The organism is Desulfocurvus vexinensis DSM 17965 (assembly GCF_000519125.1).
Classification (GTDB): Bacteria; Desulfobacterota; Desulfovibrionia; order Desulfovibrionales; family Desulfovibrionaceae; genus Desulfocurvus; species Desulfocurvus vexinensis.
On record NZ_JAEX01000001.1, the window covers coordinates 596,861 to 620,494 of the forward strand.

At 70.8% G+C, this 23,634-nt stretch carries 23 protein-coding genes, 1 tRNA gene and 1 other RNA gene; 9 read left to right on the top strand and 16 right to left on the bottom strand.

The window, feature by feature from the left end; all coding sequences use genetic code 11:
• Positions 1-16: 16 nt before the first annotated feature.
• Positions 17-802, bottom strand: a complete 786-nt coding sequence (locus G495_RS0102775; RefSeq protein ID WP_028586557.1) for a substrate-binding periplasmic protein — start codon at positions 800-802, stop codon at positions 17-19.
• A 183-nt stretch (positions 803-985) separates the two neighbouring features.
• Here G495_RS0102775 and G495_RS0102780 point away from each other — a divergent pair, with 183 nt between their 5' ends.
• The 5 genes from G495_RS0102780 to G495_RS0102800 all read left to right on the top strand — a co-directional run bounded on the left by G495_RS0102780 (position 986) and on the right by G495_RS0102800 (position 5,479).
• Positions 986-1,405: a (deoxy)nucleoside triphosphate pyrophosphohydrolase gene (locus G495_RS0102780; protein WP_169734344.1), complete on the top strand. Its 420-nt coding sequence runs from the start codon at positions 986-988 to the stop codon at positions 1,403-1,405.
• Positions 1,406-1,417: 12 nt separating this feature from the next.
• Positions 1,418-2,290, top strand: coding sequence for a methylenetetrahydrofolate reductase (locus tag G495_RS0102785; protein WP_028586559.1), 873 nt, complete (start codon positions 1,418-1,420; stop codon positions 2,288-2,290).
• Positions 2,291-2,344: 54 nt separating this feature from the next.
• Complete coding sequence (locus G495_RS0102790; RefSeq protein WP_028586560.1) at positions 2,345-3,379, top strand: aspartate-semialdehyde dehydrogenase; 1,035 nt, start codon at positions 2,345-2,347, stop codon at positions 3,377-3,379.
• A gap of 23 nt (positions 3,380-3,402) precedes the next feature.
• Positions 3,403-4,344 carry an aminotransferase class IV gene (locus tag G495_RS0102795; protein ID WP_028586561.1) on the top strand — a complete coding sequence of 314 codons (942 nt, stop codon included), beginning with the start codon at positions 3,403-3,405 and terminating at the stop codon, positions 4,342-4,344.
• A 61-nt stretch (positions 4,345-4,405) separates the two neighbouring features.
• Positions 4,406-5,479: a glycosyltransferase family 4 protein gene (locus G495_RS0102800; protein ID WP_028586562.1), complete on the top strand. Its 1,074-nt coding sequence runs from the start codon at positions 4,406-4,408 to the stop codon at positions 5,477-5,479.
• A 151-nt stretch (positions 5,480-5,630) separates the two neighbouring features.
• Here the strand turns inward: G495_RS0102800 and G495_RS0102805 are convergent, their stop codons facing one another.
• Together G495_RS0102805 and G495_RS0102810 are read right to left on the bottom strand one after the other, a co-directional pair.
• Positions 5,631-6,362, bottom strand: a complete 732-nt coding sequence (locus G495_RS0102805) for a Tim44 domain-containing protein (RefSeq protein WP_028586563.1) — start codon at positions 6,360-6,362, stop codon at positions 5,631-5,633.
• A 189-nt stretch (positions 6,363-6,551) separates the two neighbouring features.
• Positions 6,552-6,950 (bottom strand): response regulator, encoded by a 399-nt coding sequence (locus tag G495_RS0102810; protein WP_028586564.1) that lies wholly within the window; start codon positions 6,948-6,950, stop codon positions 6,552-6,554.
• Between the two features lie 160 nt (positions 6,951-7,110).
• On the opposite strand from G495_RS0102810, the gene G495_RS0102815 reads away from it, so the two are divergent.
• On the top strand, positions 7,111-7,677 hold the full coding sequence (locus G495_RS0102815; protein ID WP_028586565.1) for a hypothetical protein: 567 nt from the start codon (positions 7,111-7,113) through the stop codon (positions 7,675-7,677).
• Positions 7,678-7,765: 88 nt separating this feature from the next.
• Here the strand turns inward: G495_RS0102815 and G495_RS0102820 are convergent, their stop codons facing one another.
• Positions 7,766-8,548 carry a DUF4198 domain-containing protein gene (locus G495_RS0102820; protein WP_051444993.1) on the bottom strand — a complete coding sequence of 261 codons (783 nt, stop codon included), beginning with the start codon at positions 8,546-8,548 and terminating at the stop codon, positions 7,766-7,768.
• A 685-nt stretch (positions 8,549-9,233) separates the two neighbouring features.
• Positions 9,234-9,329: signal recognition particle sRNA small type (ffs, locus tag G495_RS20820), an RNA gene on the bottom strand.
• A gap of 152 nt (positions 9,330-9,481) precedes the next feature.
• On the opposite strand from ffs, the gene G495_RS0102825 reads away from it, so the two are divergent.
• The gene (locus G495_RS0102825) at positions 9,482-9,832 is read left to right on the top strand and encodes a hypothetical protein (RefSeq protein WP_028586567.1); all 351 of its coding nucleotides are present in this window, start codon (positions 9,482-9,484) and stop codon (positions 9,830-9,832) included.
• Between the two features lie 193 nt (positions 9,833-10,025).
• Here G495_RS0102825 and G495_RS17275 read toward each other — a convergent pair whose 3' ends face one another.
• The 3 genes from G495_RS17275 to G495_RS0102840 are packed head-to-tail and all read right to left on the bottom strand — an operon-like array spanning position 10,026 to position 12,140.
• Positions 10,026-10,802, bottom strand: a complete 777-nt coding sequence (locus G495_RS17275) for a sterol desaturase family protein (protein WP_035250529.1) — start codon at positions 10,800-10,802, stop codon at positions 10,026-10,028.
• On the bottom strand, positions 10,792-11,433 hold the full coding sequence (locus G495_RS17280; RefSeq protein ID WP_084457789.1) for a TIGR04282 family arsenosugar biosynthesis glycosyltransferase: 642 nt from the start codon (positions 11,431-11,433) through the stop codon (positions 10,792-10,794). Before G495_RS17280 ends, G495_RS17275 begins: the two co-directional genes overlap by 11 nt.
• Positions 11,430-12,140 (bottom strand): TIGR04283 family arsenosugar biosynthesis glycosyltransferase, encoded by a 711-nt coding sequence (locus G495_RS0102840; protein WP_028586568.1) that lies wholly within the window; start codon positions 12,138-12,140, stop codon positions 11,430-11,432. The genes G495_RS17280 and G495_RS0102840 overlap by 4 nt, the downstream gene beginning before the upstream one ends.
• 128 nt (positions 12,141-12,268) lie before the next feature.
• Here G495_RS0102840 and G495_RS0102845 point away from each other — a divergent pair, with 128 nt between their 5' ends.
• Together G495_RS0102845 and G495_RS0102850 are read left to right on the top strand one after the other, a co-directional pair.
• A complete protein-coding gene (locus G495_RS0102845; RefSeq protein ID WP_245588348.1) occupies positions 12,269-12,937 on the top strand; it encodes a TVP38/TMEM64 family protein in 669 nt (222 codons plus the stop codon).
• 9 nt (positions 12,938-12,946) lie between these two features.
• Positions 12,947-14,410, top strand: coding sequence for a dihydrolipoyl dehydrogenase family protein (locus tag G495_RS0102850; protein WP_028586570.1), 1,464 nt, complete (start codon positions 12,947-12,949; stop codon positions 14,408-14,410).
• Between the two features lie 4 nt (positions 14,411-14,414).
• On the opposite strand, the gene G495_RS0102855 is transcribed toward G495_RS0102850, so the two are convergent.
• The 8 genes from G495_RS0102855 to G495_RS0102895 form a co-directional block, all read right to left on the bottom strand.
• A complete protein-coding gene (locus G495_RS0102855) occupies positions 14,415-15,422 on the bottom strand; it encodes a biotin synthase BioB (RefSeq protein WP_028586571.1) in 1,008 nt (335 codons plus the stop codon).
• 4 nt (positions 15,423-15,426) lie between these two features.
• On the bottom strand, positions 15,427-16,059 hold the full coding sequence (msrA, locus tag G495_RS17285; protein WP_245588349.1) for a peptide-methionine (S)-S-oxide reductase MsrA: 633 nt from the start codon (positions 16,057-16,059) through the stop codon (positions 15,427-15,429).
• A gap of 334 nt (positions 16,060-16,393) precedes the next feature.
• A tRNA-Ser gene (locus G495_RS0102865) sits at positions 16,394-16,485 on the bottom strand.
• Positions 16,486-17,007: 522 nt separating this feature from the next.
• Positions 17,008-18,111 (bottom strand): DegT/DnrJ/EryC1/StrS family aminotransferase, encoded by a 1,104-nt coding sequence (locus G495_RS17290; RefSeq protein WP_035250533.1) that lies wholly within the window; start codon positions 18,109-18,111, stop codon positions 17,008-17,010.
• A gap of 105 nt (positions 18,112-18,216) precedes the next feature.
• Positions 18,217-19,293 (bottom strand): NAD(P)H-dependent flavin oxidoreductase, encoded by a 1,077-nt coding sequence (locus G495_RS0102880; protein WP_035250809.1) that lies wholly within the window; start codon positions 19,291-19,293, stop codon positions 18,217-18,219.
• Positions 19,294-19,460: 167 nt separating this feature from the next.
• Complete coding sequence (locus G495_RS0102885; protein ID WP_028586573.1) at positions 19,461-20,360, bottom strand: phosphoribosylaminoimidazolesuccinocarboxamide synthase; 900 nt, start codon at positions 20,358-20,360, stop codon at positions 19,461-19,463.
• A gap of 123 nt (positions 20,361-20,483) precedes the next feature.
• A complete protein-coding gene (gene hisD / locus G495_RS0102890; RefSeq protein ID WP_028586574.1) occupies positions 20,484-21,788 on the bottom strand; it encodes a histidinol dehydrogenase in 1,305 nt (434 codons plus the stop codon).
• 212 nt (positions 21,789-22,000) lie between these two features.
• Entirely contained in the window at positions 22,001-23,350 is a 1,350-nt protein-coding gene (locus tag G495_RS0102895) for an outer membrane homotrimeric porin (protein WP_028586575.1), read from the bottom strand.
• Positions 23,351-23,634 lie beyond the last annotated feature (284 nt).

Here is a 23,634-nt window from a genome sequence, read left to right on the forward strand (position 1 = left end):
TTGTGCGGGCGTGGCGCTAGCGGTAGGCGTCCAGGATGGCCTGGAGCCGTCCGTCGGCGCGCATGCGCTCGATCTCGGCGTCCAGGCGGGCGATGAAGGGCTCCCAGTCGCGGGCGCGAGTGAAGGCGAAGCGCAGCCAGGCCAGGCCCACGGCGCCGCGCGAGAAGCGCAGGGCGTCGGCTCCGTTCTCGCCCTGGTCGCGCAGCACCCAGCGCGCCACCAGCTCGTTGACCACTGCGGCGTCGGTCCTGCCGTGCAGCAGCTTGCGCAGCTGGGAGGCGGTGTCGGGGGCGTCGTCGCGCGTCACGGCGCCGCTGGCCAGGGCCTCTTCCAGCGCGGGGTAGCTGTAGCCGAGCACCGTGCCCAGGCGCAGCCCCGCGAGGTCCGCGGGGCCGTCGATGGCCCGGGGGCAGTCCGCCGGGACCGCCAGCACGTCGCGCGAGGGCAGCACCGGCGTGGACCAGGCGAAGCGCTCCGGGTCGGTCACCCACTGCTTGGCCTTGCTGTACACGTCCACCCGGCCCTCCTCCAGCAGCAGCAGGCTGCGCTTTTCCGGGAAGTTGCGGATGACCACCTCCGCGCCCAGGGCCCGCGCGGCCTCCAGGAAGATGTCGGGCATGATGCCGCAGCCGGGGCCGCTGGCGCAGGGAACGTTATAGGGCGGCCAGCCCGCCTCCGGGCAGCAGAGCACGAGGGTGACGCCCGGCGCGTCCGTCGGCCCCTGGGCGGACGCCGGGGCGGGCGGCAGGGCCGCGGCCAGGGTCGAGGCCAGGGCGAGCAGGAGCAGGACAACGCGGCGCATGGACCCTCGCGGCAAGTGGTTGTCGAAAGATAATCTTTTCCGTACAAGGGCTTCGGGTGGCCTGTCAACGTCGTGGCGATATTTTGTCGCCACCGGGCCGCCCTGCGTCGCGCTTGCCTTCGGCGGGCATCGGGAATAAGGTCTGCGGTTGCCGCAAGGGCTTGGCCCAGGGAGGGCGCACAGGTGCAGACGTCCGGAAACACGCCGCCCGGAGCGGAGATCGACGTGGTGGCCGCCGTGATCTGGCGGGGCAGCCGGTTCCTGGCCGTGCGCCGCCCGCCGGGCAGGCCCCAGGCCGGGTTCTGGGAGTTCCCCGGCGGCAAGGTCGAGCCCGGGGAGACCCTGGAGCAGGCCCTGGCCCGCGAGCTGGACGAGGAGTTGGGCATCGCCCCCACCACCTGGGCCTTCTGGCGCGAGAAGCGCCACGCCTACCCGCATCTGCGGGTGCGGCTGCATTTCTTTCACGTCTACCAGTACGCCGGCCTGGCAGCCCCGCGCGAGGGGCACGAGCTGCGCTGGCTGGCCCCACAGGCGGCGGACGTGCCGTTCCTGGAGGCCGACACCGAGATCGTCGCCCTGCTGGCCCAGGGCCCGGCCCGCTGAGGAGAGAGCATCGTGCGCATCATCGATATGATCCGGACCGGGGGCAAGTTCGTGTCCCTGGAATTTTTCCCGCCCAAGGACCCGCAGGAGTGGCCGGGGTTCTTCCAGACCGTGGAGCGCCTGGCGGCGGTGGACCCGCTGTTCGTCTCCGTGACCTACGGCGCCGGGGGCGGCACCCAGGGCAACACCCTGGAGATCGTGCGCCGCCTGCGCCGTGACATGGGCCTGACGCCCATGGCTCACCTGACCTGCGTGGGCGCCAGCGCCGAGCGGGTGGACGGCTTTTTGTCCGCCCTGGAAGAGGCCGACGTGCACAACGTGCTGGCCCTGCGCGGCGACCCGCCCAAGGGCGACGCCCAGTTCGTGCCCGATTCCGATCAGTTCCGCCACGCCTCGGACCTGGTGACGCACATCCGCCGCCATTACCCCGACATGGGCGTGGGCGTGGCCGGATACCCCGAGGGGCACCCCGAGTGCTCCACCTTCCGCGAGGATTTCGAGTTCCTGAAATTCAAGCTGGACCGGGGCGGCGATTTCGCCATCACCCAGCTGTTTTTCGACGCGCGGCTGTACTGGAACTTCACCGAGCGCCTGGGCGAGATGGGCGTGAAAAAGCCCATCATCCCCGGGGTCTTGCCGGTGATGAGCGTCAAGTCGGCCAAGCGCGTGCTGGGCTTTTGCGGCGCGAGCATCCCGGGGCGGCTGCTGCTCGACCTGGAGGAGGCCGACGCCCGGGGCGGCGCCGAGGCGGCCTGCCGCGTGGGCCTGGAATGGGCCAAGCGCCAGTGCCGCGAGCTGCTGGAAGGCGGCGCGCCCGGTGTCCACCTGTATACGCTCAACCGGCCCGAAGCCTGCCTGGAAATCGTCGGGGGCCTGGACCTGTAACCCGTCCGGCGCCCTGCACGGGGCGCGCCGGGCCATCGCCACAGAGAGGTCGCAATGAAGAAGGACGGATACGTCGTCGCCGTGTGCGGCGCCACAGGGGCCGTGGGCCGCGTGATGCTCGAAGTGCTCGCCGAGCGCGATTTCCCCGCCGCCGAGGTGATTCCCTTCGCCTCCAGCCGCAGCGCGGGCAGCACCGTGGAATACAAGGGCCGCGAACTGACCGTGCGCGAGCTGAAGGAAGACTCCTTCGCGGGCATCGACCTGGCCCTGTTCTCCGCCGGGGGCAGCACCTCCGAGAAGTTCGCCCCCCTGGCCGCCAAGGCCGGGTGCGTGGTGGTGGACAACTCCAGCGCCTGGCGCATGGACCCGGGCTGCCCGCTGGTCGTGCCCGAGGTCAACCCCCACGACCTGGCCTGGCACAAGGGCATCATCGCCAACCCCAACTGCTCGACCATCCAGATGGTGGTGGCCCTCAAGCCCATCCACGACGCCGCGGGCATCCGGCGCATCGTGGTCTCCACCTATCAGGCCGTGTCCGGCACCGGGCAGAAGGCCATCGAGGAGCTGGCCAACCAGGTGCAGCTCATGTTCAACGGCCGCGTGGAGGAAATCGAGCCCAAGGTCTACCCGCACCGCATCGCCTTCAACTGCCTGCCGCAGATCGACGTCTTCCTGGACAACGACTACACCAAGGAAGAGATGAAGATGGTCAACGAGACCAAGAAGATCATGGGCGACGAGTCCATCCGCGTCACGGCCACGGCGGTGCGCGTGCCGGTCTTCTTCGGCCACAGCGAGGCGGTGAACATCGAGACGGCCAAGAAGCTCACGGCCCGGGACTGCCGGGCGCTGCTCTCCCAGGCCCCGGGCGTGCGCGTGCTGGACAACCCCAGCGAGCGCATCTACCCCATGCCCATCGAGGCCCAGGGTCAGGACGCGACCTTCGTGGGCCGCATCCGCGAGGACGAGACCATCGACAACGGCCTGAACCTGTGGGTCGTCTCGGACAACATCCGCAAGGGCGCGGCCCTCAACGCCGTGCAGATCGCCGAGAAGCTCATCGAGATGAACCTGCTGCGCGTGGCCTGACGCGCGGCAAGGAGAGCACCGGAATGATAAGTGTTTTGGATTCCGAGGAGTACCTCAAGCGCATGCTGGCCGTGAAGCGGCCCGGCACCGGCGAGGTGTTGGCCTTCTACGAGCACCGCATCGGCGCCGTGTGCAAGGACCCGCGCCTGATGCTCATCCCCCTGGACGACCATATCGTCCACCGCGGGGACGGCATCTTCGAGACCATGAAATACCTCGGGCGCAAGGTCTACCAGCTCGACGCGCACCTGGCGCGCATGAAGCGCGGGGCCGAGGCCATCGGCCTGACCCCGCCCTGCACCTGGGAGCGCCTGCGCGAGATCGTGCTTGAGGTCTGTGCGGCGGGCGGCGAGGACGACGGGCTGGTGCGCATCCTGCTCGGGCGCGGCCCGGGCGGCTTCGGCATCGACCCGCGCGAATGCCCGCTGCCCAGCCTCTATGTGGTGGCCTACCGCTTCACGCCCAAGCCCTCGCAATGGTTCGAGAAAGGCGTGACGGCCTTTCGCGCCTCCATCCCGGCCAAGCAGGACTGGATCGCCCAGATCAAGTCCGTGAACTACCTGCCCAACGTGCTGATGAAGAGCGAGGCCACGGCCAAGGGCTACGACTACCCCATCTGCTTCGACGAGCACGGCTTCGTGGCCGAGGGCGCCACGGAAAACATGGCCATCGTGGACGCGGCGGGCACCCTGGTCATCCCCGAGTTCACCAACGCCCTGCCGGGCACGACCCTCATCCGCGCCGTGGAGCTGCTGGCCGGGCAGGTCAAGGCCTTCTTCCGCAAGGTCACGGAGGAGGACCTCTACCAGGCCCGCGAGGTGCTGGTTTTCGGCACCACCGGGGACTGCCTGGCCATCGTGCGCTACAACGGCAAGCCCATCCACGACGTGCGCCCCGGCCCCGTGTGCCGTCTGGCGCGCGAGCTGATCGTCAAGGACATCGCCGCAAGCGGCGTGCCCTTCTAGGAACCCCGGGCCCCGGCGGCGCATGCCCCGGGGCCCTTTGCCCCCGTCCGGAGGCGCGCGCGTGAAGATCCTGCACCTCGACCTGGGCCGCGAGATGCGCGGCGGGCAGCGCCAGGTTCTGTACCTCATGCGCCGCTTGCACGCGGCCCCCGGGTTCTCCACCCTGCTGGCCGCGCCCCGGGGCTGCCCCCTGGGCGCGGCGGCCCGCGAGGCGGGGCTCACCGTGTGCGACCTGCCCGGGCGCCTGGGCTGGGACCCGCGCTCCCTGTGGGCCCTGCGCGCCCTGGTCCTGCGCCAGGGGGTGGACGTGCTCCACACCCACTGCGCGGCCAGCGCGCTGCTCGGCGCCCTGCTCAAGGGGCTGACCGGCGCGCGGCTGGTGCATTCGCGCCGCGTGTCCTACCCCCTGCGCCCCGGCCCGGGCCGTGCCAAGTATCTGGCCGGGGACGCCGTGGCCTGCGTGAGCCGCGAGATCGCCCAGGTCATGGCCCGGGGCGGCGTGCCGGGGGCGCGCCTGAGCGTGATCCACAGCGGCATCGACCCGGCGCTGTACGCCCGGGCGGCGGCCACGCCGCTGCCGGAGCGCCCGGTGCTGGGCGTCGTCGGCGCCCTGACGCCGCAAAAGGGCGTGGGCGTGTTCCTGGAGGCCCTGGCCGCGCTGGCGCGGCGCGCCCCGGGGCTGGGCTGGCGGGCCCTGGTGGTGGGCGACGGGCCGCTGGGGCCCGGGCTGCGCGCCCGGGCCGAGGCCCTGGGCCTGGGGGGCCGGGTGGAGTTCACGGGCTGGCGCGAGAGCGCGGCCGTGCTGGGCGAGCTGTCCGTGCTGGCCGTGCCCAGCGTGGACGGCGAGGGCTCGAGCGCGACCATCAAGGAGGGCTGGGCCGCCCGGCGCCCGGTGGTCTGCTCGGACCTGCCCTCCAACCTGGAGCTGGTGGAGCCCGGGGTGAGCGGACTGGCCTGCCCCCGGGGCGACGCCCCGGCCCTGGCCGCGGCCCTGGAGCGGCTGTGCGCCCCCGGGGCGGACGGCGCGGCCCTGGCGGCAGGGCTGGTGCGCGGCGGGGCCCGGCGCCTGGAGGCCTTCACCGAGGCCGCCATGGCCCAGGCCTACATGGACCTCTACGCCCGCCTCGCGGGCTGAGGCCCGCCCGGCGCAGGCGCGGCCCGCAGGCGGGCCAGGACGCAGGCGCCCGTGCTCTCCGGGGCACTTCGCCGCCAGCGCCGCAACGCAAGGACGCCCGCCTTCCATCAGGAAGGCGGGCGTCCTTGCTTCGGCGCGGGGCAGGGGGTGGCTATTGCCGCGTGCCTTCCTCGGCGCTCACGGGGCGCACCTCGTCCAGCAGCCAGCTGCCGCCCGGGGTGCGCGCGAAGCGCCACAGCTCGCGGACCTTGCCCACGCGGTTGGAGGAGAGGTCCTTCTCGGTAATCACATAGTAGACCGTGGCCTCGCGGCGGCCGTCGGGCAGATCGGCGACCCCGGCCAGCCCGGCGTCCAGGCGCTGGATTTCGTGGCGCGGGGGGCGGGGCTCCAGCTGGGCCCTGCGGCGGAAGTCCTCCATGCACGGCTCGGTGCAGAAGGCGCGCAGGTCGTTCAGGTCGCGGGCGTTCCAGGCGCTGCGGATGCGCGAGCAGAAGGCCTTGGCTCCGCGCATGAAATCGTCGGTGTCGAAGTCGGCGGGCACGGGCCCGGGGGCGGGCAGGGCCGGGGGCAGGTCTTCGGCGCCCAGGGTGGCCGAGGGCACCTCGCCGGAGGGCGCCCCCTGCCCGGGCACATAGGCCACGTCGGGCACCGGGCCGGACGCGCCGGGCCGGTCGGGGTCCTCGGAGCGCAGCATGTCCCAGGCCTGCTGGGCGCGGGTGTAGGCGTCGCTGGCCTGGCGCCGCTGGTCGTCGTGGGGCGCGGAGCCGTCGTGCGGGGTGCGCGGGCCGTCCTGCCGTCCGCCGCCCGAGCGGCGGCGGAACCAGCTGACGGCCACGTAGATCAGGATGCCGATGAGCAGCAGGTCCAGGGGATTGAAATGCATGGCGTGTCCTTGTCTTGTGCGTCCCCGGCGTCCGGCAGGGGCGGCCCTGCGGGGCGGGACGCGGTGGGGCGTCGTTGCGCCGTGCCCAGGCTACCCCGCCGGGGCCCGGCGCGCAAGCCCCCAGGCACCCCCGGCGCGAAAAGGCCGGGGCTGGACGCCCCGGCCCTGGCCGTGCCGCGGCAGCCGTGGCTACTTGATGATGCCGATGTTGCGCAGGAGCTGCAAAAAGAGCTGGCGGTCGATGGGCTTGGGCACGTAGGAGGTCGCCCCGCCCTTGTAGTAGGCCTCGACCACGTTCTTGGGGTCGTCCAGGGCCGTGGTCATGATGACCTTGGCCTCGTCGGGCCCGGAGCGCTCGCTCAGGCGTTCGATCTGGCGGATGCGCTTCAGGGCCTCCTGGCCGTCCATCTCGGGCATCATGATGTCCATGCAGATCAGTTCATAGGGCTTGGCGTCGCGCAGGGCGGCCTCGAAGGCTTCCACGGCCTCCTGGCCGTTCACCGCCACGTCCACCTCGCCGTAGGGAGCAAGCATCCGCTGCATGAGCTTGCGGCTGGTGAAGTCGTCCTCCACAACCAGGAAACGCATCTTTCCCTCCGAAGGCTGAAGGTGTATTCTCGTGAACCATGGGGCCCGCCGCGGGCGGAGCGCCCGGGGTGCGGGGCCAGGGGCCACTGTACCAGAGAGCAAGAGGAAAGCAACACCTGTTCGCGCCCCGCGTGGGGCTCTTGCGGGCCTGTGGAGGGCCATGGCGACTTCCCGACATGCGGTTCTGGGCAGGGTCCGGGCCAAGGCCTTCCTGGGTGCGCTGGCCGTGGGCCTGGCCTCCGGGCTCGTGGCCGCGCACGCCGCCGGGGGCGGCTGGCTGAAGGCCGGGGCCTCGGGCGTGCTGCTGGTGGCCCTGGGGGGCAATGTGGGCGGCTTCGCGGGCATGTTCGCCCGCGGGCTGTGGCTGCGCCTGCGCGGCGCCGGGCCCGACGAGCGGGCCTACAGCACCGAGGGCGTGCTGGTGCTCTCGACCTATGGCGGGTTCCTGGGGCTGGTGGCGGCCCTGGTGGCCGGGGCGGGCGGGGCGGCGCATCTGCTGGCCGGGGCCGGAGCCCTGGCCGGGGGGGCCGGGGCCTCGCTGCTGGGCCGGGGCATGTTCCTGCTGCTGGACATGCTGGCCCTGGACGGCATGGACGATGCCTCGCGGGACCGGGCCGTGCGCCGCGCCGTGGAGGACAGCCGGGCCGCCATGCTGCCGCCCGACGGGGACGGCCCGGATGGCCCGACGGGCGCGGGCGGCGGCGGTGGCGGGAGCGGCGCGCCCTGAGCGCCGCGCAGGCCCGCCCCACGGCGGCGAAGGGCCCGCCCGGAGGATGCTCCGGGCGGGCCCTTTGGCGTTGCGCCGGGGCGCGGAGCTACTGCCAGGGGGCCATGTAGGTCCAGAACACGGCGCCCAGCTCCACGCCTTTGTCCTTGCCCTTGTCCGGGCCGCTGGCGGCGGGCAGGGTGTAGTCGGCCTCGGACAGGGCCGCGAAGCCCCACCACCCGGGCTGCGGGCAGGTGAAGGCGAACACGCCCTGGGCGTCGGCCTTGACCACCTGGGTCTCGTGGTATTCGTTGGGCAGGGCGAAGCGGCCCTGGTTGTACAGCTCCACTTCCACCTCGGCGCCGGGCACGGGCTTGCCGTCCAGCAGCACCTGCCCGACGAAGGTGTTGCCCGCCCAGTTGCCGAAGGGGCGCAGCATGGGCACGATCTCGGTCTTCAGGCCCACGGGCTCGTCCCAGCCCTCGTCGCCGCCGAAAGCCGCCACGCTGACCTTGGTGTAGTGGATGATGGACACGTCTTCGGCGGGCTCCCAGTAGGGCTGGGGCTCCATGAAGAAGGTGTACACGCCCGGGCGCTTGAAGGCGTAGTCCAGGGTGAAGGCGTCGTGGTCCATGACCTTGGCCGGGGCCAGGGCGCCCAGCAGGTCGGTGATCTGGCCCTCGAAGGCCACCCCGGCGGCCTTGGGCCGCACCAGGTTCATGCCCACGCCGCCGAAGGGGTGCGAGAAGGAGAACTCCAGGGCGATGGTTTTCTGGTCCATGTCGGCCACGGGGGCCTTGGGGATGATCATGCCGAAATGGGCCCAGGCCGGTGCGGCCAGGGCGACCACCAGGGCCGCCGTGGCGGCCAGGCGGGGCAGGAAGCTGGTCATGGGGAACTCCTCTGGTTTGGGATTGGTGAACGGCAATTTCATACTAAATTGATTTTCGTGTGTAAATAGGGAGAGTGTGATTTTGATTGATATTCGTTTAAATCATATTGGATAGAAGAGAGTATTGGATTTGAAGGGTGTGAGGGGGTGCGTGGCGGGGAGCCAGCGGGGCAGGATCGCCTGCGTTTCTGCACCGGCTGGCGAATGTGCGCCGCCTTGCAACGCTGTTGCGCAAAGGCCGGAGCCGCCCGATGCACATGCGCGCGCAGGGCCGAATGCCCTCCGGCAGGTCCGTGCGCGACAACCCGGTGGCAGGCACGCGCGCCGGAACGGGAGAGGCGGAGCACCGTTGGGGTTTGTCCGTCAGCGTGGCACGCATGCGCCCGGAGCCCGGGGACTTGCCCGGCGTGGCCAGCGTGGCATGGGCCGCAGGAGCGGACCCGCGCCGGGGCGGCGGCGGGCAGGGCGGTCTTGGTGAGGATGCGGGCGTGGACGCGGGGCCGGGTCGCGGGGCTGCGGGCGTGGCGGCGCGGGCGGAAGGCGGCGGCTTTGGCCGGAGCGCAGGCGCGTGGCGGCGCGCGCGGGCGCGGCAAACCCGACGCCCGGCAGTTGGGGGAGCGGGGCAACGCTGCCCGGCCCGGCCCGTCGCGGCCCAAAAGGAAAGCGCCGACCCGAAGGTCGGCGCTTTGAGAGGAGGCCGGGCACCCAGCGAAAACCGTTACCGTTGCTCCCTTTCGGGCCTGGCGGGGTTGGCGGCGCCACTGCCGCCCGGCCTCCCTCGCGGGCGGTCTTTATGACCCGCCGGGAGGATTCTGTCAAGGGCGGCGCCGGGCCGGGGCCGGGCCCGGGCCCGGGGCTTGCCCGGTTGCGGGTGCGGGCGTATCGTGGCCTTGCGTATGCCAACAAGGGGCCAGACGCCCCGGGGAGTCCGCCATGAAAGCCATCGTCGTGTCCGTCCTCGCCGTCGCGCTGCTCGCCTGCACGGGCTGCGCGCCCCGCGCCATGACCCTGCCCGAGGCGCGCGGGCTGTGCTTCACCTATTCCACCGGCGGGGGCCACTCGCCGAACAACCCCGACGGCGGCGGTGGCAGCTGCGGCGAGATGACGGTCATCTGCGAAGCCTTCCTGGACGAGGGGCGCCTGCCGCCCCTGGACCGCGAGGCTTGCCTGAGCGACTGCCGCGCCACGCGCCAGGTGCGCTACTCCAAGCATCTGACCGACGGCTGCTGGGCCTACGCCAAGCGCGCCTTCGACCTGTGCGAGCGCTACTGCCGGGGCAAGTAGCCCTGCGCAGGGCCTCGGCGCAGGCGCGCATCGGCAGGGCGCGCGGCTGATCGGCCCCCCGGCACCGCATCCCGCGATGCCCCCGCCCAAGCCTTTTCCGCCCCCGTGCCCAGGCACGAAACGCAAAAAGCCCCGGGATTGCTCCCGGGGCCTTGCTGCCTTGTGGCGGGGGGACGGCCGACCTGTGCTCCCCTCAGGCGAAGGGCATCCGCAACAGCCCCCAGAGTCTGGCCCAGGCGCGGTCGCGGAAGATGGCCAGCCCGATGGCCATGCCTTCGTGCCCCTTGCCCGGTTGGGCGCGGTAGGTGCCGAACATCCGGTCCCACCAGGGGAAGCAGAAGCCGTAGTTGGTGTTGGCCTCGCGCAGGTTCGTGCTGTGATGCACGCGGTGCATGTCCGGAGTGACCAGCGCAAGGCGCACGAAGCCGTCCGCCGGGAGCCGGATATTGGCGTGATTGAACATGGGCAAGGCGTTGAGCAGGATCTCGAAGGCCAGCACCGCCTGGGCCGGGGGGCCGAGAAGAAGCACCAGGGCCAGCTTCCAGCCCAGGGAGAGCAGCATTTCCAGCGGATGGAACCGCACTGCGGTGGTGAGGTCGAGCACGGTGTCCGCGTGGTGCACCCGGTGCAGCCGCCAGAACCAGCGCAGCCGGTGCGATGCCACATGCTGGCCCCAGATGGCCAGATCCAGCAGCAGGACGGCCAGGGGCGCGGCCAGCCAGGCAGGAAGGGCCAGGGCGTTCATGAGGCCCCAGCCGTGCTGCGCTGCCAGGGTCGCCAGGCCCACCGGGAGCACCGGGGCCGCCAGCCGGATGAGCCCCGTGGACAAGGCCACCAGGCCCAGGTTGCCGGGCCAGCGCAGCAGGCGCAGGGCCGGGCGGTCCAGGCGGGGGGCCAGCACTTCCCAGGCGGCCAGGGCGAGCCCCGTGCCCGCAAAGGCCGCCAGCCGCAGCGTATTCTCAGCGTCCATGCGCAGCCTCCAGCAGCCGCGCGGCGTCCGGGCATCGCCCCAGGTAGTCGCGCAGTGCGGCTTCGTCGTCGATGTCCGGCCAGGGCGGCAGCACCCATACGCTCCTGCCGGCGCGGCGCAGGGCGTCCATGGTCTGGGCCAGCACCTTGGGAGTTCCCCAATCCATGCTCCGGAAGGTTTCCGACGCGAAGCGATCCCGGCGCATGGCGATGAGGGTGTAGCCGCCGTCCGTGGCGGGGCCGATGACCACGTCGTGGTCGTCCAGCCGGTCCAGGGCTTCGGCGAGCATGGCGGCAGGCCGGTCGGGCGCGTCCGCGCCCGTGAGGGACACGCGCTCCGCCCCGTGGGCGAAGGCGCGGGCAAAGGCGGCTTCCATGCGCTCTCCAAGGTCTGCACCGGACTGGGCGTGGTAGGCCCGGTCCGGCCCCAGCCAGGCCTTCATGTCCGCTTCGCGCTCGGGCGGGAAAAAGGAGATGTCCGCTGCCAAGCCCAGCGAATCGACAGCGGCGAGGGTGTCCTCGGCGAAGCGCCGGGCGAGGCGGGCGGCGCGCTCCGGCCCCACGGCCCTGGCCAGGCGCGTCTTCACCCGGCCCGGCTCCGGGTATTTGAGCAGCAGCACCACGCGTCTCATTTGTACAGCCCGGCAAGCCGTTCCGGCCGCACTCCCAGGTGGTAGAGCCCGCGCAGCAGCAGGTTGCGCCCCGTGCAGCGCGCAAGCCCCTCGGCCTCCCAGCGCCGGGCCGAGGTGCGCACGGCTTGCGGCAGGATGCGGATGGCCAGCCCCCTGCGGCGAAGGCGGGTCATGAGCTCCAGGTCTTCCATGACCGGAATGTCGGCGTAGCCATGCATCGACTCGAACACGGCCCGGCGCAGGAAAATGGCCTGATCCCCGTATGGGGCGCGGGTGAGCCGCGACCGCATGTTGGCTGCCCGGGCGATGCAGGCCAGCCCCGGCCCGGCCCGGCCCGCATCGGGCTGGATGTCCAGGGAGAAGGCTCCGCCCGCCACGCCGGAGTCGGTCAGGGCCTCGCGGATCAGGGCGAAAGCGTCTTCGGGCAGGCGGGTGTCGGCGTGCAGGAAGAGCAGCACCTCGCCCCGGGCGGCGGCGGCGCCCGCATTCATCTGCCGGGCGCGGCCCTGTTGCGTCGCCAGGGGCAGGACAGGCAGGCCGCAGTTCTCCGGCAGGGCCGCCAGGGTCGAGCGCTCTGGCTCGCCATCTGCCACAATGGCCTGCGCGCCGCCAGGAGGCGCAATGGCCGCCACATGGTCCAGCAGCGCGGCGATGCGCGCCGCCTCCCGGTACACGGGGATGATGACGGAGAGCCAGGGCCTGTCCATACGCCAAGTGTAGCAGCGCCGGAACAAGAATGAAAGGGTGGCGCGTTGCGCAGGCCCAGCCGATGGGGTAGGGTTGCGGCATGCTCCGGACGAGGACCCCGAGCCCCTTGCGGGGGGCGGCCCCCCGAGTGGCCGTTGCCGCCCTCATGGCCCTGGCCGTGGCGGCGTTTTTCGTCATGGACCTGGACCGGCACCTGACCCTGGGGGCGCTCAAGGCTTCGCTGGAGGCCCTGCGCCGCGAGGTGGCTGCGCATCCGGTGGCGGCGGCGTCGGCCTTTTTCGGGCTGTATGTCACGGCCACCGGGTTGGGCGTGCCCGGCGCCGTGGTGCTGACGCTGGCCGCTGGGGCGCTGTTCGGGTTCTGGCGCGGCCTTGTCCTGGTGAGCTTTGCCAGCACCATCGGGGCCACGATCTCTTGCCTGGCGGCGCGCTATGTGCTGCGCGACTGGGTGCAGGCGCGTTTCGGCGCGAGGCTGGGCCACGTCAACGAGGGCATGGAGCGCGAGGGCGCGCTCTACCTCTTCACCATGCGCATGATCCCGGCCCTGCCCTTTTTCGTGATCAATCTGGTCATGGGCCTGACGCCCATGCCCGCCCGCACCTTCGCCTGGGTTTCGCAGCTGGGCATGCTTCCGGCCACGGCGGTGTTTGTCCTCGCGGGCACCAGCCTGGGGCGGGTGGAATCCCCGGCGGACGTGCTGTCGCCCGGGCTGCTGGCCGCGCTGGTCTTCATGGGCCTGCTGCCCCTTGCCGCCCGGCGGCTTGTCGTCTGGCTGCGCCATCGCCGAAACCGCTAAGGAGACGCCATGCCCGCCTTCGACTACGACATTGCAATTATCGGGGGAGGGGCCGCCGGCCTTTCCGTGGCCGCGGGGGCCTCGCGCCTGGGCGCACGCACGCTGCTCGTCGAGCGCGAGCCCAAGCTCGGCGGAGACTGTCTGCACTATGGCTGCGTGCCCAGCAAGACGCTCATCGCCACGGCGCAGGCCCGGCAGGTCATGGCCGGGGCGGAGCGCTACGGCCTTGCGCCGGTGGCGCTGCCGCCGGTGGATTTCGCCCGCGTCCGGGAGCGCATTGCCTCCGTGGTGGCCGACATCCAGCGCCACGATTCGGTGGAGCGCTTCTGCAGCCTTGGCGCCGAGGTGCGCTTTGGCCAGGCGCAGTTCATCGACGAACACACCGCCGAGGTGGACGACCGCCGTGTGAGCGCGGCCAAGTGGGTCATCGCCACGGGGTCGCGGGCGAAGATTCCGCCCGTGCCTGGCCTGGCCCTGACCCCGCACCTGACCAACCGCGAGATATTTTCCCTGGAGCGCCTGCCGGAGCGCCTGGTCGTCCTGGGTGGCGGGCCCGTCGCCGTGGAGCTTGCCCAGGCCTTCCGCCGTCTGGGGTCCCAGGTGGAGGTCGTCCAGCGCTCCGGGCGCATCCTCACCCGCGACGACGCGGACATGGCCGCCGTGGTGCAGGCCGCCCTGGAGACCGAGGGCGTGCGCCTGCACCTTGGCACGGAACTCGTCCGGGTGCAGGTAGAGGGCGGGAGCGTGGGTGTTGCGTTCACCCAGGCCGGGCAGGAGCGCACGGTGTCCGGTGACGCCCTGCTGGTGGCCCTGGGCCGGACGCCCAACGTGGAGGGCCTGGGCCTGGAGGCGGCGGGGGTGGCATACGACGCCAAGGGCATCAAGGTGGACGCGCGCCTGCGCGCCACGCAGAAGCACATCTTCGCGTGCGGCGACGTGACCGGGGCCTGGCAGTTCACCCATGCCGCCGGGTACGAGGCGGGGGTGGTGGTGGCCAACGCCGTTCTGCGGCTGCCCCGCAAGGCCGACTACACCTGGATGCCCTGGTGCACCTACACCGATCCGGCCCTGGGCGGCGTGGGGCTTACCGAAACCCAGGCCCGCAAGGCGGGGGTGGCGTTCCGGGTGGTGGAGGAGCACTTCGCGGACAACGACAAGGCCCGGGCCGAGGGCCGCCCCGAGGGCCGGGTGAAGCTGCTGCTGGGCTCCGGGGGCAAGCCTCTGGGCGTGCATGTCGCTGGCGCTGGCGCTGGCGAGCTCCTGTCCGAGTGGGCCGTGGCGCTGGCGGGCGGGGTGTCTCTGGCACGGCTGGCGGGCATCGTCCACCCCTATCCGTCACGGGGTGAAACGGCCAAGACGCTGGCCGGGCGGCTCATGGGCGAGACGCTTTTCTCGCCCACGGTGAAGAAGGCCCTGCACTATGTGTTCGGCCTCAAGGGCCGGGCCTGCGGCCAGGAAGGGGACGGCAACTAGGCGGTCAGCTGTAGTAGACCGATGGCCCCAGCAGGTGGCCGAGGCCTGCCTCCCAGAAAATCTGGCGGCACCTGTCAACGGTGAAGCCCCTGCCCTCTTCGGTCCGCTCCTTCGTATCGCGGGGGTTGGCGCCGATCTCCGCCCAGAAGAGGTTGGCGCCAGCGGCCGCGCCGATGACGCAGGGCTCGTGGGTGCAATTGCCCCGCACCGAGAGCGGCGTGGCCAGCCGGGTCACGGCCACGATCTGGGCCATGCGCAGCTCGGTGATCATGCCATGCCGCTTCGCCAACTCCGTGCCGGGGATGGAAATACGCCGCGCCGCCCCGCTGTAGGCAGGCTCCAGCGACGCCGCCAACAGGATCATGGCGGCCAGCTCCTCGTGGGAATGTTCCGGCCCGACGGGCTCCACGCAGGTGCCAAGCAGCAAGCCCGCCTCCCGGAACGCGCGCATGCTCTTCAGGCGTTTTTCCGGCGGGATGCGCGTCACGCTGCCCTCGCCCAGCCGGAGGGCATGGTACACGCCCTGGAAGCCTGCATCCTTGAGCTGGCGGGCTTCGCTGGCGGTCCGGTCGCCCGTGTTGGCGATGAGAAGCGTCTGGGGGGCGAGGTGGCGGCGCACCTCGCGCCCCATCTCAAGCAACGCCCCGAAAGGATAGTCCGCCGTGGTCATCATGTACACGGCGTTGGCCCCTGCCTGCTCCAGGGTCAGCGCGGACGCCACCGCCTGTTCCGCATCGAGGCGGCTGGACTCCTTGAAGATGCCGTTGACGGCGGCGAAGGAGCAGTAGAGGCAGTTCATAGGGCAGGGGCCAAGATTCAGTGCGAACTGGGCGTGTATCTCCGGCTTGCCGGCGCAGGATTTTTCGGAAAGCGCCCGCGCGGCGTGCATGATGCGATAGCTCTGCTCAGAGTCCGGAGGGCATTCCAGCAGCCGGACGACCTGCTCCTGGTCAAGACGCTCTCCGCCCGCCGCGCGGCTGATGATGTCCTCGATGCTGCGCCCCGTTGGCATGCGCTTACTCCTTTTGATGGTCCTGGTAGTATGAGAAGGGCTTGTCCGCCTGTTCGCCCCAGAGTGCCCGAAGGGTGGCTTCCCGCTCGCAGTTGAAGCGGTAGAACTGGTAGCGCAGGGGGTTTTTCTTGGAATAGCGCTGGTGGTATTCCTCCGCCGGGAAAAAGGCGGCGAAATCCACTATGGGCGTTCGCACGGGCCCGGGCAGGACCTTCGACTCCACCAGCCGCCGCCTGGATTCCTCGGCCACGCGGCGCTGCTCCTTGTCGTGCACGAAGATGGCCGGCCCGTACTGCCTGCCCCGGTCGCAGAACTGGCCGTCGGCATCCGTGGGGTCGTGGTGCCGCCAGAACCACTCCACCAGCTGGGCGTAGCTTACCCTGGCCGGGTCGAACGTGACCTGCACCGCTTCCAGGTGGCCGGTCAGTCCGGCGCTGACCTGTTTGTACGTGGGATCGGGTTCGCTGCCGCCCGAAAAGCCGGAAACGGCCTCGACCACGCCGGGAACGGAGAGGAAGTCAGCTTCCACGCACCAGAAGCAGCCGCCCGCGAAGGTGGCCGTGGACAGGCCGGGCTGCGCGGCCAGGGCCGGAAGGGTCAGCAGCGTCATGGCGAAGGCAAAAAGGTATCGGGACACATGGGGCCTCCTGGTTTCCGTGACCATCCTTCAAATCTATGGTGTTTTCTGGAACTGTCAACCGAATCCGGGTTGGGGGGCGTCCTGCGCAAGGCGGGCAGGCGTGCGGCACGGGGGCGCCCTGGCTCACCGGGCGGTTTTGCCGGGGTTCACCCCGGGGCAACCGGGCGGCCAGTCCTTTTGCCCACCCCCGGGGCGCCGCCGCGCCCCCCGCGAAGCCAAGGCCGGCAGGTCCGGGCATGCCGAGGAACGGCCGCAAGCTGTGCCAGGAGCGGCAGGGGCAGAAAGGACAACAAAAAAGCCCCGGGATTGCTCCCGGGGCCTTGCTGCCTTGTGGCGGAGAGGAGAGGATTTGAACCTCCGACTGAGTTTCCCCAGTACACGCTTTCCAGGCGTGCTCCTTAAACCTGGCTCGGACACCTCTCCGCGAGGGAGTGCCTATGTAGTAAAAAGTCGGGCGCTTTTCAAGGCTTGGGGGGCTGAAAAATGAAGAAATCCGCAGAGCGGCGGATTTCTTCATTTTTCGGCGCGTTGGGGCTGGGGCTGGCTCAGTTTTCCTTGGGACGCTCCGGGGGTTCGGGGGCGTCGGGCTTGCCGGGGGCCTTGTCCTTGGGGTGCCAACTGCACTCCGTGGCCGGGCCTCAGCCCCGGATGCCGAGCTTGGGGAAGACGAATTTCGCCAGCACAAAATAGACGGCGAATGCCACGAGCAGGGGCAGCAGGGTGTCCATGGGGCCTCCTTGCGGCCGTGCGGGCCGCATCCCTTTGAAGGTAACGCTTCCGGGCGGCATGTCAACGCCGGGCCGTCGCCGCGCGGCAGCGGCGCGGGGCCGGGCGCGCAGCGGCCTTTGCACCGCCCCGCGCCTCGCGCGGCGCCCGCCCGCCTCAGGACGCGCGGGGCCCGGCGGGCTTGGGCCAGGCGGCAGGGCGCTATGCGGCGGTGGACTGCTAGGCGTAGAACGCGCGGATGGCCGCGCAGACCTCCTGCACCTGCTCCGGCTCCAGGCCCGGGTACAGCGGCAGGGAGAGCACCTCGGCGGCCAGGCGTTCGCTCAGGGCCAGGTCGTCGGCGCGCATGGGCGCGCGGCCCTGGGTGAACAGCGGCTGGCGATGCCCGGGCACGGGGTAGTGGATGGCCGTGCCGATGCCGCGCGCGCGCAGGTGCTCCATCAGCGCCTCGCGGCGCGGGGCGCGCACCACGTAGAGATGGAAGACATGCTCGCGGTCCGGCGCCGTGGCGGGCAGGATGAGCGGCGTGTCCGCCAGCAGGGCGGTGTAGTGCGCGGCCAGGGTGCGGCGCGCGGCGTTGTCGGCATCCAGGCGCCCCAGGCGCAGGCGCAAAAAGGCCGCCTGCAGCTCGTCCATGCGGCTGTTCACCCCGGGCACGGCGCTGTGGTAGCGGCTGGATTCGCCGTACTGCCGCGCCAGGCGCAGGGCGCCTTCCACCTCGCCCGCGTTGCAGCACACGGCGCCGCCGTCGCCCAGGGCGCCGAGGTTCTTGGTGGGGTAGAAGCTGAAGGCCGCCAGGGCGCCGAAGGTGCCCGCCATGCGGCCCTTGTAGGTGGCGCCGTGGCTCTGGGCGCAGTCCTCGATGAGCGGCAGGTCGCGCGCGGCGCACAGCGCGCCCAGCTCGTCCAGGTCGCAGGGCTGGCCGTAGAGGTGCACGGCGATGACGGCGCGGGTGTCCGGGCCGATCATGCGCGCGGCGCTGGCCGGGTCCAGGGTGCAGGTGTCCTCGCGGACCTCGGCGAACACCGGGGTGCACCCGGCGGCCAGCACCGCGTGGTAGCAGGGCAGGGCCGTGTGCGCGGGCAGCACCACCTCGCCGCCCTGGCAGCCCAGGGCCCGCAGGGCCAGGATCAGCGCATCGGTGCCGCTGTTCATGGTCACGCAGGCGCTGCGCCCGAGCCAGGCGGCGAACTCGGCCTCGAAGGCCGCGACCTCGGGGCCCATGAGGAACCAGCCGCTTGCGAGCACGCGCTCGAAGGCCGCGCGCAGGTCGGCTTCGCAGGGGGTGAGCTGGACCTTGAGGCTGTTGAAGGGCACGGGCACGGGAGCCTCCGGGCGTTGCGGGTGGCGGGTGTCGATACGGCGCGCGCCCCGGGCGGGCCGGTGGTCCGGCTGCCGCCCGGGGCGCGCTGGCGCGGCCAGGGAGCCCTAGGCCTTGGCGCCCATGGCCTTGGCGTATTCGGCCTTGAGCGAACCGATGAGCTCGCTCACGGAGACGATCTCCTTGACGCGGTGCACGTTGGCCCCGGCAAAGGCGAAGCCGTTCTCCAGCTTGCCCTTGACGGCGTTGGTCAGGGCGGCGGCGATGCAATACGGGCTCTTGGTGATGTCGCAGGTCTTGATGCAGTGGAACGGGCAGCGGAACGGGCGGCGGCGCCCCTCGCGCACGGCGTCCAGGAACTTGCTGTGCACCGCGCGGCCCGGCAGGCCCACGGGGCTCTTGATGATCTCCACATCGGCCTCGGTGGCGTTGACGAAGGACTCCTTGAAGCGGATGTCCGCGTCGCACTCGTGGGTGGCCACGAAGCGGGTGCCCATCTGGACCCCGGCGGCGCCCAGGTCGAGCATCTTGCGGATGTCGCCGCCGTCGTAGACCCCGCCCGCCGCGACCACCGGGATGCGCCGCCCCTTCTGCTCCTCGAAGGGCCGCACGGACTCGATGACATCGGCCACGAGCTTTTCCAGCTCGAACGCGGGGTTGTCGATCTCCTCGGACTTGAAGCCCAGGTGCCCGCCCGCCTTGGGGCCCTCGACCACGAAGGCGTCGGGCAGGTAGTCGAAGCGCGAGAGCCATTTCTTGCAGATGATGGACGCGGCGCGGCCCGAGCTGACGATGGGCGCCAGCTTGGTGCGCGCGCCCTCGGTCAGGTAGCCGGGCAGGTCCAGCGGCAGGCCCGCGCCGGAGAAGATGATGTCCGCGCGCTCGCGCACGGAGGTGCGCACCATGTCGGCGAAGTTGGTCAGCGCGACCATGATGTTCACGCCGATGATGCCGTCGGTCTTTTCGCGGGCGGCGCGCAGCTCTTTTTCCAGGGCCCGGACGTGGGCCTCGGAGTCCTTGGCGGCGGCGTTGTCCTTGAAGCCGATCATGGCGGCGGCGATGACGCCGATGCCGCCCTCGTTGGCCACGGCGCTGGCCAGGCCGGACAGGGAGATGCCCACGCCCATGCCGCCCTGGATGATGGGCACCCTGGCCACCAGGTCGCCGATGCGCAGCTCGGGCATCTTGAATTCCGGTACCGCGAACTGCGGCATCCGCAACTCCGGCATCTTGAACTCCGGCATTTTCAGCTCGGGCATCTTGAACTCGGGTATCTTCACGGGCGTGTCCTCGCTTGCGCGCCCCGGGTGCGGGGCGGGGGTATGAGATCCGGCGCGGGTCGCGCCGGGGGTCATTTCAGCGGAAAGCTCGCGCCGGTCAGGCGCTCGTAGGCCTCCACGTATTTGGCGCGCGTGCGCTGCACCACCTCGGGGGTCAGGGCCGGGGGCGGGGGCGTCTTGTCCCAGGGCTGGGCCGAGAGCCAGTCGCGCAGGTACTGCTTGTCGAAGCTGGGCTGGCCCTGGCCCGGGGCGTAGCCGTCCATGGGCCAGAAGCGCGAGGAGTCGGGGGTCAGCACCTCGTCGATGAGGATCAGCCCCGCGCTGGTCAGGCCGAATTCGAACTTGGTGTCGGCGATGATGATGCCGCGCCCGGCGGCGTAGTCGCGCCCGGCCTTGTAGATGGCCAGGGCCGCAGCCTGGGCCTGGCGCACCACGTCCTGCCCCGCCGTGGCCATGGCCTGCTCGATGGTGATGTTCTCGTCGTGGCTGCCCAGCTCGGCCTTGGTGGACGGCGTGAACAGCGGCTCGGCCAGCTTGTCGGACTCGCGCAGCCCCTGGGGCAGCGCGTGCCCGCAGACCATGCCGCTGGCCTTGTAGTCCTTCCAGCCCGAGCCGGTGATGTAGCCGCGCACGATGCATTCCACGGGCAGGGGCCGGGCGCGGCGCACGATGACCGCGCGGCCCTCCAGGGCGTCCGCATGGCGGGCCAGGGGCGCGGGGAAGCGCGCCACGTCGGATTCCAGCAGGTGGTTGGCGATGATGCCGCTGAATTTGTCCATCCAGAACAGGGTGATCAGGTTGAGCACCACGCCTTTGTGCGGGATGGGCTCGTTCATGACCACATCGAAGGCGCTCATGCGGTCGGTGGTGACGATGAGCAGACGGTCGGCGTCGATCTCGTAGATGTCGCGGACCTTGCCGCGCGACAGCAGCGGGTATTCGGTGATCTCTGTCCTGGTGACGACTTGCATTGCGGCTCCTTGCTTGCGGGAAATTGTTGCAGCATACGCCAAAACCGCGCCCATTGGAAGAGGCGCGGGAAGCGGCGGCCCGGGCCCGCTCCCGGGCACGGGGGGCGGGCCGCAGGGCCGGGGCTAGCCCCGGCGGGCCTCCACGGACCGGGCGTGGGCTTCCAGGCCCTCCATGCGCGCCAGGCGCGCGATCTTGGGCGCGTTGGCGGCGGTGAAGGTCGGGCTGGTGGCTACCACGCTGGATTTCTTGATGAACGTCTGCACCGACAGGGCCGAGGAGAAGCGCGCCGTGGACAGGGTCGGCAGCACATGGTTCGGCCCGGCGAAATAGTCGCCCACGGGCTCGGGGCTGGTGTGGCCCATGAAGATGGCCCCGGCGTGGCGCACGCGGCCCACCAGCGCCCAGGGGTCGGCCACGGCCAGCTCCAGGTGCTCGGGGGCCAGGTGGTTCACCAGGTCCAGGGCGGCGTCCAGGTCGGGCGTCAGGATGGTCGCGCCCCAGGCGGCCAGGGCGCGGGCGGCGATGTCCGCGCGGGGCAGCAGGGCCGTCTGGCGCGCAAGCTCGGCGCGCACGGCCCGGGCCAGGGCCGCGTCGGGCGTGGCCAGGATGGCCGAGGCCAGGGGGTCGTGCTCGGCCTGGGAGAGCATGTCCGCCGCCAGCCAGCCCGGGTTGGCGCTGGCGTCGGCGATGATGGCGATCTCGCTGGGCCCGGCGATCATGTCGATGCCCACGCGGCCCATGAGCAGGCGCTTGGCCGTGGTCACGTAGATGTTACCCGGCCCGGCGATGACGTCCACCGGGGCCACCGTGGCCGTGCCGTAGGCCAGGGCCGCCACGGCCCAGGCGCTGCCCATGCGCACCACCTCGTCGATGCCCAGCAGCGCGGCCGTGGCCAGCAGCACGGGGTCCAGGCTGCCGTCGGGGCGCGGGGGCGAGGCCACGCAGAGGGAGCCCACCCCGGCCACCTGGGCCGGGATGGCGTTCATCAGCAGGCTGGAGACCAGCGGGGTCTGCCCGGCCTGCCCGCCGGGCACGTAGAGGCCCACGCGGTCCACCGGGCGCACCAGCTGCCCGAGGATGGTGCCGTCGGCGCGGGTGGTCCACCAGGAGTTCTCGCGCTGGCCTTCGTGGAAGGCGCGGATGTTGGCGGCGGCCTCGGTGAGGATGTCCATGTCCTGGGGGCTGACCTGGGCGCGGGCGGCGGCGATCTCGGCGGCGGGCACGCGCAGGGCGGCGGTGGTCAGGGTCTGGCAGTCGAAGCGCCGCCCGTAGTCGGCCAGGGCTTCGTCGCCGCGCGCGCGCACGTCGGCCAGGATGGCGGCCACGGCGTCGTCCACTGCGGCGCCGGGCTCGGCGCGCGGGGCGAGCCAGTCCTTGATGGCGGGCCAGGACTCGGGGCCGGAGTAGGCCAGGTCGCGGCAGGGCATGGGCGGGTCTCCTTGCTGGGGGATGCTGCGGGCGCGGGCCCGGTGCGGGTTGTATAGAGGAGCGCGGCCCAAAAGTCGAGCCGTGGCGCCGGGCCCGGGCGGCAGCCCCGGCCCGTGCGCCGTGTCGCGCCGGGGCATGGTGGAAAAAAATGGGCCGGGACCCGAAGGTCCCGGCCCGTGGTGGTGGGCGTCAGCAGGTGGTCATGCCACAACTAGAAGTTGTAGCGCAGGATGACGGTGAACTTGTAGGCGTCGTCCAGGTCGGACAGGGCGCTGCCCCACACGTCGCTGTCGCGGTCGACGGAGACGTAGCCGAACTTGCCGGCCAGGGACAGGTTCTCGTAGATCTGGTAGGTGGAGTCGAAGTTCACTTCCCAGAAGCTGTCCTCGTCGGTCAGGATGGGCAGGTTGCCCAGGGCGGGGTTCTTCTTCACCAGGTCGGAGTCGGAGGTGCCGCCGCCGTAGGCGATGGTCAGCTTGTGGGTCAGGTTCTCCACGAAGGTGATGTCGTCGACGATCAGAGCCAGAGCCCAGTAGTCGGTACGGCCGCCGAGGATGCCGCCGGACTCGGTCCAGGCAGCGCCGTCGAAGCCGAAGTGGGTCAGGTTGAAGCCGCCGTTGGTGGCGCCGCCGTTGGCCAGGGTGGGCATGACTTCGGAACCGTCGGTCCAGTCGTCATCCTCGCCGGTGCCGTACATGAAGGCCAGAGACGGGGTGACCATCTCCATCTTGTAGGTGGCGATGGCGGCGAAGAACCAGCCGGCCATGTCGTTCTGGTTGGCCTTGTCGCCGTCCACGGAGCCGTAGATCAGGTCGGCGCCGAAGACGAACGGGTCGAACATGGTCAGGGAGAAGGCGCCGCCGGCCCACCAGATGTCCAGGTCGTCGGTCAGACCGGTGGCGTTGGCGGAGGACAGGGAGGTCAGCTGAGCGATGTCCTTGCCATACTTCGCGTAGATCACGTAGGGGCTGAGGGACCAGCCGTCCATGGTGATGGGGGCGATGACGGTGAAGGCGTCCACTTCGTCGTTCAGGCCGCTGTTGGTGCCCACGGCGTCGGAGGCGTTGGCGTCCACCAGGCGGGCCCAGCCGGCGGTCAGGGCGAAGTTGTCGTTGAAGGCGTAAGAGCCGACGATACCGGCGACGTCGTTGTCGAAGATCGGGTTGCCGGCCACGGCGGAGGGCCAGGTCAGGCCCTGGAGGCCGACGCGGAAGCCCACGCCGCCGACGTTGAAGTCGGTGTAGGCGTGCTTCACTTCGACGTTCATGGTGTCGGTACCGAAGTTGGCGTTAGCCGGACGGCCCCAGACGTTGTCCATCTCGAAGCCGACCACGGCGCGCAGCACTTCGCTGTCCACGTACTGGAAGTACATGCGCACGCGCTGCAGGGCGTTGAAGTCGTCCTCGGAGACGCCAGCCTTGTCGGAATCCTGCAGGCCAACGTTGTCGGTCCACTCGAGGGTGTGCTCGAACTGCCCGGTGAACTGCATCTCCTTGGCGGAGACGAGGCCGGCGGACAGCACGAAGCAGGCCACCAGAGCCAGGGTAAGAATGCGTTTCATTGTCCTTTCCTTCCTTCGTTTGGGTTGGATGACCACTGCCAGACGCCGAGCCGCTTGCGCAGGCTCAGGTTCGTGACTATCGCCTTCCGGGCCGGGTTGCAAGGGGAAAGTCGGCGTTTTTTTGACGAGTGTATAAGATTTTTTACCGTAAAAATTGTTGAACCCCCTCGTTCCGGGTGTTTTGTTTGTTATAAGCTATTGTTGTTGCTCGTTTAATTTTCATGGCCTTTCCCCGCTCCGCCACACCAGGAAAGTCTAAAAAAATTCCAGACCCGCGCCGCCGC

What these genes read in the sequence shown, in the direction of transcription:
- G495_RS0102775 (WP_028586557.1), bottom strand. Translation starts at nt 802, where the DNA reads ATGCGCCGCGTTGTCCTGCTCCTGCTCGCCCTGGCCTCGACCCTGGCC.
- G495_RS0102790 (WP_028586560.1), top strand. Translation starts at nt 2,345, where the DNA reads ATGAAGAAGGACGGATACGTCGTCGCCGTGTGCGGCGCCACAGGGGCC.
- G495_RS0102795 (WP_028586561.1), top strand. Translation starts at nt 3,403, where the DNA reads ATGATAAGTGTTTTGGATTCCGAGGAGTACCTCAAGCGCATGCTGGCC.
- G495_RS0102805 (WP_028586563.1), bottom strand. Translation starts at nt 6,362, where the DNA reads ATGCATTTCAATCCCCTGGACCTGCTGCTCATCGGCATCCTGATCTAC.
- G495_RS0102810 (WP_028586564.1), bottom strand. Translation starts at nt 6,950, where the DNA reads ATGCGTTTCCTGGTTGTGGAGGACGACTTCACCAGCCGCAAGCTCATG.
- G495_RS0102815 (WP_028586565.1), top strand. Translation starts at nt 7,111, where the DNA reads ATGGCGACTTCCCGACATGCGGTTCTGGGCAGGGTCCGGGCCAAGGCC.
- G495_RS0102820 (WP_051444993.1), bottom strand. Translation starts at nt 8,548, where the DNA reads ATGACCAGCTTCCTGCCCCGCCTGGCCGCCACGGCGGCCCTGGTGGTC.
- G495_RS0102825 (WP_028586567.1), top strand. Translation starts at nt 9,482, where the DNA reads ATGAAAGCCATCGTCGTGTCCGTCCTCGCCGTCGCGCTGCTCGCCTGC.
- G495_RS17275 (WP_035250529.1), bottom strand. Translation starts at nt 10,802, where the DNA reads ATGGACGCTGAGAATACGCTGCGGCTGGCGGCCTTTGCGGGCACGGGG.
- G495_RS17280 (WP_084457789.1), bottom strand. Translation starts at nt 11,433, where the DNA reads ATGAGACGCGTGGTGCTGCTGCTCAAATACCCGGAGCCGGGCCGGGTG.
- G495_RS0102840 (WP_028586568.1), bottom strand. Translation starts at nt 12,140, where the DNA reads ATGGACAGGCCCTGGCTCTCCGTCATCATCCCCGTGTACCGGGAGGCG.
- G495_RS0102850 (WP_028586570.1), top strand. Translation starts at nt 12,947, where the DNA reads ATGCCCGCCTTCGACTACGACATTGCAATTATCGGGGGAGGGGCCGCC.
- G495_RS0102855 (WP_028586571.1), bottom strand. Translation starts at nt 15,422, where the DNA reads ATGCCAACGGGGCGCAGCATCGAGGACATCATCAGCCGCGCGGCGGGC.
- G495_RS0102880 (WP_035250809.1), bottom strand. Translation starts at nt 19,293, where the DNA reads ATGCCCGAGCTGCGCATCGGCGACCTGGTGGCCAGGGTGCCCATCATC.
- G495_RS0102885 (WP_028586573.1), bottom strand. Translation starts at nt 20,360, where the DNA reads ATGCAAGTCGTCACCAGGACAGAGATCACCGAATACCCGCTGCTGTCG.
- hisD (WP_028586574.1), bottom strand. Translation starts at nt 21,788, where the DNA reads ATGCCCTGCCGCGACCTGGCCTACTCCGGCCCCGAGTCCTGGCCCGCC.
- G495_RS0102895 (WP_028586575.1), bottom strand. Translation starts at nt 23,350, where the DNA reads ATGAAACGCATTCTTACCCTGGCTCTGGTGGCCTGCTTCGTGCTGTCC.